This window comes from Streptomyces sp. SAJ15 (assembly GCF_007595705.1).
Lineage (GTDB): Bacteria > Actinomycetota > Actinomycetes > Streptomycetales > Streptomycetaceae > Streptomyces.
Genome location: NZ_NISY01000008.1, coordinates 149741 through 162525, shown reverse-complemented (window position 1 = coordinate 162525; position 12785 = coordinate 149741). Strand labels below are relative to the sequence as shown.

Here is a 12785-nt window from a genome sequence, read left to right as displayed (position 1 = left end):
CAGCGCGGGCACGAGGAGGGAATCGCCGCCCGCCCGGGAGTCAGGCGGGTTGCCGTCGGACGGCACGGTTTACACCACCATTCTCTCGTCGGTCTCGAACAGGGCTTTCTCGGTGTGGGAGAGGATCAGCTGGACCGCGTGGGATGCGCCGCGGCCGACCTTCCACAGTGCGCGGCCGCGCTCCCCGGCTCCCCAGGAGCTGATCAGCTGGCATTCGGCGTCGGTGAGGCCGATCGCTTCACGGGTCAGGTTCAGGGGCTTGGTGTCCTGGGCGAGCTGGATGCGGGTCTCGCACGAGGCGATCAGGTCCCGTGCCAGCGCGACGGCCTCCGAGCCGGCCGCGCCGACGGCCTCGAAGTCGGAGAGCCGGTGGGTGGCCAGGAGCTGGATGGTGCCGGTCGCGCGGGACAGGCGCAGGTCGGCGTCGATCTTGCGCACCATGGCGGCTCCGCCGGAGCGCATCTGACGCCACAGCTCGTCGCGCACGACGATCCACGGCCGTTCGCCGGGCCGGTCGATGGCGGACTGGGCCCAGGAGGAGACGCAGGTGAGGACCATGGCGACCGTCTCGTCCCCGTAGTGCTCCAGCGCGGAGATGTCGACGGACTGAATCGGCGCGTCCCAGTCCAGGCTGAGCGAGGTCTCCTGGTCGAACAACCCTCCGAGGTGGCCGGTGATCATGCCGCCGAGCGCGGACCGCAGGGAGGCCATCTGCTCCCGGGCCAGCTGGACGTCGTCGCCGCGGACCCGCAGTTCGCGGGCCATGGTCCGCGTCGGGTCCTTGAGCTTCTCGTAGACCAGGGGAAGGGTGGGGACCCGCAGCCGGTCCTGCCCATGCAGCTCGCCGGTGACCTCCCGGAGCGCGATGTCCATGCACTCCTCCTCCTGCGGCAGGAGCGTGCGCCGCAGCTGGAGCTCCAGCAGCGCCTTGAGCAGGGTGAGGCGGCGGCGGTGGATCTCCTTGAGTCGGGACTGGAGCTCGGCCGGGTCGCTGATCTTGTCCAGGTCGTGGCCCAGTGGGCCCGCGTCCAGGGGGTTCAGCCGCCCGGGCAGGCCGGGGCCGAGCCGGACCGGCTCGACCCCCAGGTGGTTGCAGATCGCCTGATACTCGCCCTTGACGTCGCCGGCGATGAGCGTCCTGGCGCCCAGCGCCATCATGCGGAAGCACAGCGCCTTGATATGCGCGGACTTCCCCGAGCCCGGGATGCCGGTGACCATCACGTTGGGGTTGGTGGTCAGCCCCTCGCGCACCCACGCGGCGGGGTGCGCGGAGAACGCCTGCATGGTCATGACGTCCCAGCCGATGTACACGCCGATCGGCGGCAGGCTGGCACCGTGGAGGAACGGGTAGACGCCGGCAGCCTGCGCGGAGGAGCCGCGGAAGACCTCCGTCTTCGCCAGCGACGCCGCACGTCCCGCGAACGGGCCGGGCCAGCCCTTGCGGGGGGCGACTCGCTGAGCGACCTGTGGGTCCTCCAGCAGCCGGGCACGCCGCAGTTCGCGGCCGCTGAGCTGCTGGGGAGCCTCCCGCGGTGCCTCGACGGGGTCGAGGAGATCGGCCAGGCGCTGGGACTTCAGCGTGCTGTCGGCGCCGGACCGGCGCCCGAAGAGCCCCATCAGATGCCCACCCGCCGGTCGGGCAGCCCCTGGCCCAGGGGAAGGGCGGCGATGGCGAACGCGGAGTCCTGAGCGCCCCACACCCGCCGCAGCTCCAGACCGGCCTGCGAGGCGTCGGCCTGGAGTTCGGCGCACGCCGTCTCCAACTCCTCAAGGTCGTTGACCGTGACGGCAAGCAGGCAGGTCATGCGCAGCACGCCGTGGCCGGCCGCGCGGGCCGCGTCCTGCTCCCGCGCCACCTGGGCCTCGCGCCGCTCGTCCTCGGACTCCGCGCGGCCGGTCTTGGCCCTCAACCGGCGGGCGGCATCCCGCTTGGTCTTCTCGCGCGCCAGCTCCGAGCGCGCCTTGGACGGGCCGATCGGCTCATAGAGCAGACTGAGGGAACGGCGGGCGTTCTGCCGCGGCCTCAGCAGCGGCTGCAAGAAGGTGGCGTAGACCTCGGAGCGGGGAAGGCCGCGGACCTGGTAGCTGACCGTCCACGCCCCGTCGTGACGGTAGACGCCCCACCCCGTCTCGGCGGCCGCCGGCCCCGCCAGGTCCGGCTCGACTCCCGGCGACGAGCCCTGCCACCCCGGATCGTCGGCGGCCGCCTTCCGCCCGGCCATCGTCAGCTGTGCCTCGGGGTCATAGGCCGTCCTGATCGCCTGGGCCACCCCGCGCGGGGTCAGCCACTCCTCGATCTGGAGCCCTGCGCTGCTCAAGGCGGGCTGCATGGCGTGAAGCTCGCGGACCAGGACCGCGGCCGCGCCGACCTGCCCGCCACCGGCCCCCTTCACCGCCAGGCGGGCACGAGAGGAGGACAGGGTGAAGGACAGGTAGGTCTCGCGGCGCGTGGCGACCGGGCCCGCGCTCATCATGAGCTCGTCCAGCGCCTGCACCGCGGCGGGCGGCGCATCGGGGGAGGTGTGACGCTCCGTCCACGCCCGCAGCGCCGTCCCGTCATCGGGCAGGGAACGCTGGTGCACCTGGATACGGGTGATCGCCCCGTCCTCCGTGCACAGGCCGCGCAGGAACGCCTCCCACGCCTTGACCCGGGCATCCTGCCGGTCGGTGTCGATCAGAGCCAGACCGGGGAAGGTCACCTGGGCGATGGCGGTGTAGGTGCCGTCCATCGGGTTGTGCATCACGCCGATCCTGCCGCCGAGACCATCGGGGGCCTCCAGCAGGTGGAGCCGCGCGAGGGTGCCGGGCAGGTCCATCGGCTGGCGCCCGTCCTTGTCCCGGGGAGCGAAGAGCCCGGAAAGAAAAACGTTTTTTCGTGTGGCCACGGAGATTTGATGCCTTACTGCGAGGACGATCCATTCGTTGGCGGCGAGTCCCAGCACGCGCGCGTAGGCGAGTAGCAGGAGCACGGCGCTGATCGGCAGGGCGAAGAAGACCGCGGCCCAGGAGCGGACATAGATCGGGACCAGGGCGATGATGGACGCCGCGGCCACCAGCACGAAGCCCAAGCCGCTCAGGTTGCCCATGAAGCCGGAGCGCTCGGACTGCCAGCCGCCGTAGGTGGTCGGCGCCGCGTCGTGTGAGGACATGGGCTAGCTCCCCTTACTGTCCGGCGCCGGCGCCGGTGGCGAAACGGGTGGTGCGCCGGTCGGCGCGCTGTCCGGCGGGGGCGGCGGAGCCGCCGCAGGCGATGGTCCGCCCTCCGACGAGCCACCGGAAGCGGGCGCGGCCGGGCTGGGCGACGGTCCGGAGGAACCATCGGGGCTTGCCGGGGCGGCCGGCTTGCTGGACTCGGACCGCTGCGCACCGCCGCCGGGAGCGGAGGAAGGCACCACCACATGGCGCCCGCCCGGAGCCCCGGGGCCGAGCCCCGCGTTGGCCGCCGTGTTCGTGGCCGTGCTCTCCAAGGTGTTCTGGCCGAGAGCTGCCAGCTGCATGCCCGTGCCCACGCTGCCCTTGACCTTCGAGCCGAACGACCCGGCCTTCTTGCCGGTCATCGCCTTGGACCAGAAGCCGCGGCCGACGCCACCGCTGTTGCCTGCGGCGGACATGGAGCCGGATCCTCCGGCCCCCCGGTCGTTCTCGGCCTCCAGTGCCTTGGTGTACGCGGTGCCGCCGCCGGCCATGCCGGCGCCGCCGAGCGCCGCCCTGTTCCCGCCGAACGCGGACGAGATGCTCGATCCTGCCGAGCCCAGCAGACCGGACGCGGCGCTGCTGCCTCCTCCGCTGCTGGTGAAGGTCATGAACTGGGCCAGTGCGGGCCATGAGAATCCGGCGATGATGAAGATCAACAGACCGACGAGAACATTCTGCACGCCCTCGCCACTGCTCATCGCCCCGAAGCCAACGCTGAAACAGATGACAATCACCGGCTTCATGAGGATGAGAGTGATCAGCGCATTGCGGGCCTTGGGCCACCACTCCCGCGTCGAATCCGCCATCTGCCCCGCCAGCACGATCGGCATCACAGCGACCAAAATCATGATCGCGGCCTGACGGATGAGCATCTCCACCCACAGGGCACCGATCGCGATGATGCACAAAATGCTGATCACGATGACGAAACCGATCGCACCGACCGCCATGCCGCCACCGGTGACCAGCGAACCTGTGCCGGCCCCGCCGATGAGTCCGGAGAACATCTCCCCTAGCCGCTGTTGCAGTACCTTCTGTGCATCCTTTTCGCCGTGTCCACCACCCGAGAATGACTCGTTGATCAATGCGGTCGAGAAGGTGTCGGCCCAGTTGAGCGCTACCTGTGTGGCGAGCAGATAGACACCCAGGATTACACCCCACTTCGCCAGCCCCGTGAGTGCCGTCACTAGAGGGCCGCCGCTCTGGCTGACCGCGAGCTTGGCAAACTGCACCAGCAGCAAAAACGCTGCAATGATCACGGAAACGCCCGTGGTCACGCCGAGGATAAGACTCAGTCCGGTCTTGTTGAGTGAAATTGTCGAGATGTCGTTGAATGCGGTAGCGAACTCCTGAAGGAGCCACACCACCGATTCGCCCAGCTTCCTCGCCGCTTCCTGGAAGGCGTCTGCGGCAGCCTCTGATATTTCCTTAGCGGCAAATTCAAAGATGCTGATTCTTTTAAATTTAGGGAATAGGCTGCTCTTTAGAATGCATGCTGCTGCGGTGAGCTTCTCGTCCTTGATGCATTTCTTCGCCTTCTCGTATACTTTGTCGTTGTCGCGAATGGCGGGGTTAGTTCGACGCTGCTTCTCTAGATTTGCGAGCTCTGCATTGACATCGACAGCGCTGCCCGTGCAGACTTTTCGTTTGACTTCGCAAGGTTTCGCGGGTCGGCAGCTATTCCGCTTCTTGGGGTCTGGGTCTGTCTTGTCGCAGTATTCGCCCGTCTTTTCGTCGATGCCCCAGTCCTTGTCGCGAAGTTCCGTCGGAACCGGATCATCTGGCGGCTTCGCCCCTGCGAGAGCGATCGGTGAAGCGGAGGACAGGAGGATGAGGACGATGCCCAGCAGCGTCCCGAACCGGGCCATGGCCCTATGCACTCACGACCTCCCGCCAGCCATCGTCGTAGGAAGCTGTGCTGTTGCGGTCGTAGGCACCTGGAGCACTTTCCGGGCTGACATACCGCGACTCGTCGACCAGTTTCCAATCGCCGTCCTCCCACTTGACGATGAAGCAGTCCAACTGGTCTTTCAGTGGGTCGTCGTCCCCTCCCTTACCCCGCGTAGTGGCGTAACGGTCCAACACCATCCACACTTCCAACAAGTCACCCTTGTCGTCCAAGCTCGTTGCACGTGCCGCTTTGACGACTGTGGTGAAAGTGACGCCGTCAGGCGCTCCGCCCGAGGGTGACAAGCCCGCCGCTTCTCGGAGCGCGCGGACGTCGGAGACGCGGCGGTCGATGGATGGCCGAGAGTCGCGTGAGGTGATGGCCTCCAACTGCTTCCGCGCGGTGATGTCGTCGATGATGTCCAGGTCCTGCGCGTAGGTGATGGCTGCGGACTCGCCGCCCCAGCTGGAGTGCTCGAACCCGGTCCCAATGCCCGCCTTGTTCGAGCGAGGCTTGAGCGGTGTAAAAGGCTTGACGGTCCCGGGTGTCAACTCCGTCTCGTCGTCGCCTGAGCTGGGGGGCCGGCTGGTCTGCTTCGAGGTAGTCGTCGGCTTGGCGGTCGGGCCCGCCTTCGGCTCGTCGCCTCCCAGGCTGCTGACGGCCCACACTCCGCCACCCACCAGCACGGCCCCCGAGAGGGCTCCGATCAGCAGCAGCCTCAGTCGTGCCGCGCGCGCTTTGCCGTTGTAGTCCATGTCAGCCGCCTCACTGAGTCATGTTGTAGAAGGCGAGCACGAGGCCGCTGGTGACGCCGATGCCCAGACCGGCTATGAGGCTCCACAGGATGCCCTGCTTGCCGCGCGCCGCCAGGGTTCCGCGCTCGGTGTTCTGCCCGATCGCCACGCAGGCCCAGCCCACCAACCCACCCAGGGTGGCCAGGGCCAGGCCGCCGCCCGCAGTCCAGCTCAGGATCTGCTCTGTGGGGCCCTTGAGTTCACCGGGGAGCGACGGTTCGTACTTGGGTACGACAGGCTCCTTCGACGGATCGTCGCCGTCGGCGAGAACGACATCACCCAGGCTGTTCAGGACATGCAGCAGCTGACTCATGAGCGCTTACCTCTTGCTGAGATAGGTGGGACTAGACGGTGTGCGGGGGGTGCGGAACGGCAGGGAGGGGAGCGGGGACCGGCGCGGGGGGAAGCGGTTCTCCCCACGTGGCGTGGACGGAGGCGAGGACCGACCGCACAAGCTCGGCCCCCGCCTGGAGGGTCCGGGCCTTGAGTCGGGTCGCCTGCGCGAGTCCGTGCGTGCGGATGTGCGGGTCGAAGGGGATCGTGACCACGGCCCCGACCCGGTCGCGCAGCATCGCGACGGCGGCCTGCACGGGAGCGGGAAGACGGCCGTCGCTGGTCGCCGTCAGGGCGACGACCATCCGCTGGACCGGCAACCCTTCCGCTCCCGCCGCCATGACCGCCGTCTGAAGCGCCTGGGCTCCCGGGCCGGTGGCCGGCGCGCACACGACCGGCACGGAGAACGGCACCGCGCACCACGCCGCGGTGACACCGCGGCGACCCTCGCACCGCGCCGTGACGACGTCGTGCGTCAGGGGATGGTCGGTGTCGGCCACCACGGCCTGCCAGCCGCCGATGGCGGCCAGTTGGTACCAGGCGTCCGGCTCCGCGGGAAGGTCGAGCGGGGGAGCGTTCCAGTCCTGGTGGTCGGTCAGCACCTGCCAGCACCTGCCGTCAGGGCCCCGGAAGACGGAGCCCGCGGCATGCACCTGACGGCGGGTGAGTGGCTGGTCAGCCGGAACCGATACCAGGCCGGCGCCCGGCTCGTCCGCCCAGGACGGCCACGGCGATGTCAGCCGGGCGCTGGTATCGAGTACCACCGTCGATCCTGCCGAAGCCAGCGCGCAGGCCAGCAGGCCCGAGATCACGGACCGGCCGGATCCTCCTCCCGGTCCCATCACCGGGACGACCAGACGCGCGTGTGCGGGCATCGCCTCCACAGCACGTTGCACCTTCTTGGCCAACGCTCCCCCGAAATAGCACTTCCTCGGGCAAGTTGCCACATGCACGTGCCCGGCCGAAAGTCTAATACCGTCTCAGGGGCACTTCTCCGTGTGGCGGGGATCACGCAAAGTGCGAATGGCGGTGTGTATTTGACGGTAAATCAGCCGCGTTGGTGGCGGAATGCCCCCTCTGGTGTGTCCCTTTCTGCTGGTGCGGGGCCGGGGCGTGTCGATATGGGGGTGAAGGTCTGGTGCGAGAATGTGACGTCGTGCTGGCCGAGCCCCCGGAGTGGCGGCGCCAGCGGTATATGCGCGCATGAGCCAGAGCGCTGCGGACAAGCACCTGACGGGTTGGGGGACCTGATTGCGTATCAAACGGGGGCTGAAGATAGGGGCCGCCGCCTTCGTGATGAGCCCGGTCGCGCTGGGCTTGGCCCTCGTGCTCCTCCTCGTTCCCGCCGAAGACGAGGAAGGGGGAGGTGGAGGAGACGCCACCGAGCTGACCTCGGGGGCACTCAGGATCGGCGAGGGAGCCGTGCCCGCCCAATACGCGGGCATCATCGAGAAGGCCGCGGCGGACTGCGACGCGGGCCTTCCGGCGGCTGTCCTGGCGGCTCAGCTGATGCAGGAATCCGGATTCAACCCGCGTGCGGGCTCCCCTGCGGGAGCGCAGGGAATAGCCCAGTTCATCCCCGCCACCTGGGCTGTAGAAGGCTTCGACGCGAACGGGGACGGTAAAGCCTCGGTCTGGGACCCCGAGGACGCCATCCCCTCGCAGGGCCGCATGATGTGCAAGTTGGTGAAGACCGCCAAGAAGCACTCGGACTACAACGGTTCCTCGATAGAACTCGCCCTGGCGGGCTACAACGCCGGCTGGGGCCGCGTCGACCAGTACCGCGGCGTGCCCCCGAAGTCGTTCGCAGGCGGCGAGACCTACAACTACGTCAAGATCATCATGGGGAACGTGGCCAAGCTGTCCGCCCCCGACGGCCCCACCTCCACCTCCGGCTGGACGCTGCCGGTCAAGGCCACCCTCGGCACCCCCTACCACCAGGCGGGCCCCATGTGGTCCAGCGGCTACCACACCGGCATCGACTTCGCCGTGCCCGTCGGCACCCCCATCAAGGCCGCGGGGCCGGGGACGGTCCTATCCGCGGGGCCCGGAGGGCCCTACGGGAACCAAGTGATCATCAAGCACGGCGACGGCATGTACAGCCAGTACGCCCACCTGTCCTCCTTGAAGGTCTCCAAGGGCCAGAAACTCAAAGGCGGAGACCTGATCGGCCTGTCCGGAGCAACAGGCAACGTGAGCGGCCCCCACCTGCACATGGAGGTCCGCACCGGTCCCGCCTACGGCTCCGACGTCGATCCGGTCGCCTACCTGCGCCGACACGGCGTGGGCATCTGAACATCACGCGAGGTAGCAGTGCACGACGACGAACGCTTCGCCCCGTGGGGCACCGTCACGCCCCGGTTCTGGACCAACGGCCGGCCCGCGGAGACCGCCCAGCCGGCAGAACCCCACGGCATGCAGCTCGTGGCGGAGCGCCCCCACCCGCCTGTCGCGCCGCCCTCCACGGGGCCGGCGCAGCCGGAGCCGGGCACGCGGGAGGCGAAGCCGGCCCCGCCTCCCGAGGAGTACCGCGAGCGGATAGCGTCCATCACCGCGGCCTTCGCCGCCCCTGACGACCACCAGCGCCTCGCCGCCGCCAGTGCGGAAGCCGAGCGACTCGACCAGGAGATCTCCACTCGATACGGCCCGACGCACACGCACACCATCAACGTGCGCGAGCTGCGTGCCCATCTGGCCCACCTTGGAGGGGAGGCCGGTGTCGCCACCCGCTGGTACCTGCACACCACCGGTCTCCAGGCCGCCGCATGGGGCGCGGCACACAAGCTCACGCAGGACTCGGCCCGCCGCGCCGTCCACACCTGGACGAGCATCACCGCCCCCCAGGACGCGCTGGCCCTCGGGCCGGAGCTGCTGACCATGCTGGCGGCTGTGACCGGCGAGGAGCACCGCATCTACCGGCACGTCCGCTCCGTTCTGGACAAGCTGCGCACTGCTCCCGGCTGACCCTGCGGAGAAGCCTGTGACGTGCGGCGTCCCCCGCCGAAGACGGGGGACGCTCGACGACGCGCAGTCGTGCTCAGCGGCGCCGTAGGACGGAGATGCGCAGGAAGTCGCTGTCGTCCCTGGTGAGGAAGACCGCGCTGTTCTTGAGCGGGCCGAGGGGGACTTCGGTGTCCACACTCAGGGCGGTCGGAACCCCGGTCTCGACAGGGACCTGCGCCTTGGCCGTCTGCGCGATGTCATCGAGGTCGTCGTTCGCGACGGTTCCATAGGCCGTGCCATCGTCCTGCACGGAGGCCAGGAGCACGGTCTTGCGGTCGCCGTCGCCCGCGAGGCACTGCCCGGTCCCCTTCTGCACGTCGAAGGCCAGGGGCCCGGCGACCAGGTACCGGCCGTTCATGGAGGTCACCGCCGGGTAGGCGGGCCGGTCCTCGTCGGGCCTCAGGGTTTCCGTGGAGCACTTGGTCGAAGCCAGGACCTTGCCCGTGGCGGCGTCGTGCACGGCCCAGATCGGGTCACCGCCCTCCGTCCGCCATACGGCGACGAGACTCTTGTAGGTCGCGGCCTCCACCTTTCCCGTCCAGCCGCCCATCGTCGTCTTGGCGTTCAGCGCGCCCCGGGGAGCGACGTCCTTGCTGAACCACCTGTCGGGGACTCCGAATCCGCCCGCCGGCAGGCGAACCACGGGCCCCCGATCGGTGACCCCCACGACGTCGGCCCCGACGCACCAGGTGTCCTCGCACTGCGGCAGCAGTTCGTCGACCTTCGTATATCGGGCGACACGACCCGTGGCCATGTCCACGGACGCGCCGTGGGTGCGCAGCGTGAGCCCCTCGCCCCAGGTGATGAGCAAGCCGTTCGCGGTGCCCCGGACATCCAGGATGTCCCTCCCAACGGAAACGGGTACGGAGACCTCGTGCAGCGGTTTGACCGCCTTCCCGGTGGTCTTGACCGGGTAGATGGCCAGCTCCACGACCTCCCTGCCGTTGTGGAGGGCGTCCGTTCCGCTCACACCGTGCCCCCACGCCACGATGTACTCCTCACCGCCCTGGCTGACCATCGCGAGGTCCGGGATGCGCGCTGGCTTCGAAGTCGAGACGTCCTGCGGAAGCGGGGCGTTCCAGGGCTGACTGATCCAACGGACCGCCCCCGTGTCCGCGTCCCGCACGTGGACCGTGTAGCCGCTGGAGGCGACGTTCAGGTATGCCACAGCGTTCGCCTTCGGCGCCATGGTCACCGGTATGGACCGCGTAGGACGAGGCACCCAGTTCAGCGTTTCCTCCCAGCCCTTGGCGCTGTCGTAGGTCGACGGCACGCTCAGCTTGGACAGCGGCTTCTGCGTGTTCTTCTCCTTGGGGGCCGGCCGCCGTTCCGGCCCGCGGTCGTCGTCCGACCCGCCACCACCACACCCTGCGAGGAGCCCCGCCACCAAGACCGCACTCGCGGCCCTTCTCACCCGCACAGATTCCCCTTCCTCAGCGAGGCAGCCGACCGCAACCGGCAGACCTCCGGAACGACCACGGCAGGCACACGCCCACCACTTCACTCGGCCGCAACAGCCGCGCCCCGAGTCTGCCAGCCGTCAGGAGTCACAAGGAGTAAGAAGCCATCCGCTTTCCGCACGTGATCCGTTGTTTCGGATGTGATGGGCATGAACAAGGGCTCCGCGACGGGATCGCCTGGTCCAAGAGCAGCGTCCGCGCGATCCTGGCCAACCCCCGCTACACCGGACGCCAGGTCTGGAATCGTCAGCACAAGCGCGAGTCGCTGCTGGGCGACTGGCTCGCGACGGTCTTCCTGCCCCACCGCCTCGACGACACCATCGCTGGGGCTGCGGCTCTCCTACGACTCCGGAAAACACAAAGTGCCGGTTGAGACGGATCTCAACCAGCACTCTCAAGCAACCCGTGGGCTACCAGTAAGTGTCCGAGGGGGGACTTGAACCCCCACGCCCGATAAAGGGCACTAGCACCTCAAGCTAGCGCGTCTGCCATTCCGCCACCCGGACCGGTGTCTGTCGTGCGGCCCCTGGCCGCTCCGACGTGGAAAACAATAGCAAACATCCGGGCGTGCTCGATCACGCCGGGAACGGGGCCGGGAGGGGGTGGATGTGGCGGGCGGATGACGGCGGTATTGCCGCCTTGGGCTGGGCGGGCGGGGGAGGGAGGATGGGGACGGATCCCGCCGGCAGCGGCGCTGACAAGGGGGTCGCGCGGTGGCAGCGAACGACGAGGAGGCAGTGTGAGCGAGTCGATGTCGACCGCGACTGGGAGCGGTGCCGTCAGCGGTGAGGACGAGGTCGTCGATCTCTGCCGCGAGCTGATCCGGATCGACACCAGCAACTACGGGGACCACTCCGGGCCCGGGGAGCGCGCCGCCGCCGAGTACGTGGCCGAGAAGCTGGCCGAGGTGGGGCTGGAGCCGCGGATCTTCGAGTCGCACAAGGGGCGGGCGTCGACGGTGGCGCGGATCGCGGGCGAGGACCCGTCGCGGCCCGCGCTGCTGATCCACGGGCACCTGGACGTGGTGCCGGCGAACGCCCACGACTGGACGCACCACCCGTTCGCCGGGGAGATCGCCGACGACTGCGTCTGGGGGCGTGGCGCGGTCGACATGAAGGACATGGACGCGATGACGCTGGCGGTCGTGCGGGACCGGCTGCGCAGCGGGCGCAGGCCGCCGCGGGACATCGTGCTGGCCTTCCTGGCGGACGAGGAGGCGGGTGGGGTCTACGGGGCGCGGCACCTCGTCGACCGGCACCCCGATCTCTTCGAGGGGGTGACCGAGGCCATCGGGGAGGTCGGCGGTTTCTCGTTCACGGTGAACGAGAAGCTGCGGCTGTATCTGGTGGAAACCGCCCAGAAGGGGATGCACTGGATGCGGCTGACGGTGGACGGCACCGCCGGCCACGGCTCGATGACCAACAAGGACAACGCGATCACCGAGCTGAGCGAGGCGGTCGCGCGGGTGGGCCGGCACAGGTTCCCGGTGCGGGTGACCAAGACCGTGCGGTCCTTCCTCGACGAGCTCTCCGACGCCCTCGGGACTCCGCTGGACCCGGAGAACATGGACGAGACGCTCGCCAAGCTCGGCGGCATCGCGAAGATCATCGGGGCCACGCTGCAGAACACCGCCCAGCCGACCATGCTCGGCGCCGGGTACAAGGTCAACGTCATTCCCGGGCAGGCCACGGCGCATGTGGACGGCAGGTTCCTGCCCGGCTACGAGGAGGAGTTCCTGGCCGACCTGGACCGGCTGCTCGGGCCGCGGGTGCGACGTGAGGACGTGCACGCGGACAAGGCGCTGGAGACCAGCTTCGACGGGGCACTGGTGGAGGCCATGCAGACGGCCCTGAAGGCCGAGGACCCGATCGCGCGGGCCGTCCCCTACTGCCTCTCCGGTGGCACCGACGCCAAGTCCTTCGACGACCTCGGCATCCGTTGCTTCGGCTTCGCCCCGCTCAAGCTGCCGCCGGAGCTGGACTTCGCGGGCATGTTCCACGGCGTGGACGAGCGGGTGCCGGTGGAGGGACTCAAGTTCGGAGTGCGGGTGCTCGATCGCTTCCTCGACCACTGCTGAGGCCGGAAAGCGGCGCTGAGCCCTGAGAACGAGAT

General features: G+C 68.9%; 11 protein-coding genes and 1 tRNA gene. 4 read left to right on the top strand and 8 right to left on the bottom strand.

Going from position 1 to position 12785, the window contains the following annotated elements; translation table 11 throughout:
• Window positions 1-69: 69 nt before the first annotated feature.
• Genes CD790_RS21500 through CD790_RS34750 form a run of 6 tightly spaced genes read right to left on the bottom strand, consistent with a single transcriptional unit; the run spans window position 70 to window position 7022 of the window.
• A complete protein-coding gene (locus tag CD790_RS21500) occupies window positions 70-1617 on the bottom strand; it encodes a type VI secretion protein (RefSeq protein WP_144384938.1) in 1548 nt (515 codons plus the stop codon).
• Complete coding sequence (locus CD790_RS21495) at window positions 1617-3149, bottom strand: SCO6880 family protein (protein WP_144384937.1); 1533 nt, start codon at window positions 3147-3149, stop codon at window positions 1617-1619. The genes CD790_RS21500 and CD790_RS21495 overlap by 1 nt, the downstream gene beginning before the upstream one ends.
• A gap of 3 nt (window positions 3150-3152) precedes the next feature.
• Entirely contained in the window at window positions 3153-5063 is a 1911-nt protein-coding gene (locus CD790_RS21490) for a hypothetical protein (protein ID WP_260867757.1), read from the bottom strand.
• 4 nt (window positions 5064-5067) lie between these two features.
• Window positions 5068-5838, bottom strand: coding sequence for a hypothetical protein (locus CD790_RS21485; protein ID WP_260867756.1), 771 nt, complete (start codon window positions 5836-5838; stop codon window positions 5068-5070).
• A 10-nt stretch (window positions 5839-5848) separates the two neighbouring features.
• Window positions 5849-6190 (bottom strand): hypothetical protein, encoded by a 342-nt coding sequence (locus CD790_RS21480; protein ID WP_144384936.1) that lies wholly within the window; start codon window positions 6188-6190, stop codon window positions 5849-5851.
• 31 nt (window positions 6191-6221) lie between these two features.
• Window positions 6222-7022 carry a hypothetical protein gene (locus CD790_RS34750; protein WP_260867755.1) on the bottom strand — a complete coding sequence of 267 codons (801 nt, stop codon included), beginning with the start codon at window positions 7020-7022 and terminating at the stop codon, window positions 6222-6224.
• A 484-nt stretch (window positions 7023-7506) separates the two neighbouring features.
• Between CD790_RS34750 and CD790_RS21470 the strand changes: the two genes are divergently transcribed.
• A complete protein-coding gene (locus CD790_RS21470) occupies window positions 7507-8505 on the top strand; it encodes a peptidoglycan DD-metalloendopeptidase family protein (RefSeq protein ID WP_144385075.1) in 999 nt (332 codons plus the stop codon).
• 18 nt (window positions 8506-8523) lie between these two features.
• On the top strand, window positions 8524-9174 hold the full coding sequence (locus tag CD790_RS21465; protein ID WP_144384935.1) for a hypothetical protein: 651 nt from the start codon (window positions 8524-8526) through the stop codon (window positions 9172-9174).
• A gap of 73 nt (window positions 9175-9247) precedes the next feature.
• On the opposite strand, the gene CD790_RS21460 is transcribed toward CD790_RS21465, so the two are convergent.
• Complete coding sequence (locus CD790_RS21460) at window positions 9248-10381, bottom strand: hypothetical protein (RefSeq protein ID WP_144384934.1); 1134 nt, start codon at window positions 10379-10381, stop codon at window positions 9248-9250.
• Between the two features lie 413 nt (window positions 10382-10794).
• Here CD790_RS21460 and CD790_RS36045 point away from each other — a divergent pair, with 413 nt between their 5' ends.
• Entirely contained in the window at window positions 10795-11046 is a 252-nt protein-coding gene (locus CD790_RS36045) for a recombinase family protein (protein ID WP_260867754.1), read from the top strand.
• A gap of 48 nt (window positions 11047-11094) precedes the next feature.
• Here the strand turns inward: CD790_RS36045 and CD790_RS21450 are convergent.
• Window positions 11095-11179: transfer RNA gene (locus CD790_RS21450), tRNA-Leu, on the bottom strand.
• Between the two features lie 245 nt (window positions 11180-11424).
• Between CD790_RS21450 and CD790_RS21445 the strand changes: the two genes are divergently transcribed.
• Window positions 11425-12750: a M20/M25/M40 family metallo-hydrolase gene (locus tag CD790_RS21445; protein ID WP_144385073.1), complete on the top strand. Its 1326-nt coding sequence runs from the start codon at window positions 11425-11427 to the stop codon at window positions 12748-12750.
• Window positions 12751-12785 lie beyond the last annotated feature (35 nt).

Bases quoted from the DNA above. Each gene is read 5' to 3' on its own strand.
- CD790_RS21500 (WP_144384938.1), bottom strand. From the start codon at position 1,617: ATGGGGCTCTTCGGGCGCCGGTCCGGCGCCGACAGCACGCTGAAGTCC.
- CD790_RS21495 (WP_144384937.1), bottom strand. From the start codon at position 3,149: ATGTCCTCACACGACGCGGCGCCGACCACCTACGGCGGCTGGCAGTCC.
- CD790_RS21490 (WP_260867757.1), bottom strand. From the start codon at position 5,063: ATGGCCCGGTTCGGGACGCTGCTGGGCATCGTCCTCATCCTCCTGTCC.
- CD790_RS21485 (WP_260867756.1), bottom strand. From the start codon at position 5,838: ATGGACTACAACGGCAAAGCGCGCGCGGCACGACTGAGGCTGCTGCTG.
- CD790_RS21480 (WP_144384936.1), bottom strand. From the start codon at position 6,190: ATGAGTCAGCTGCTGCATGTCCTGAACAGCCTGGGTGATGTCGTTCTC.
- CD790_RS21470 (WP_144385075.1), top strand. From the start codon at position 7,507: ATGAGCCCGGTCGCGCTGGGCTTGGCCCTCGTGCTCCTCCTCGTTCCC.
- CD790_RS21445 (WP_144385073.1), top strand. From the start codon at position 11,425: ATGTCGACCGCGACTGGGAGCGGTGCCGTCAGCGGTGAGGACGAGGTC.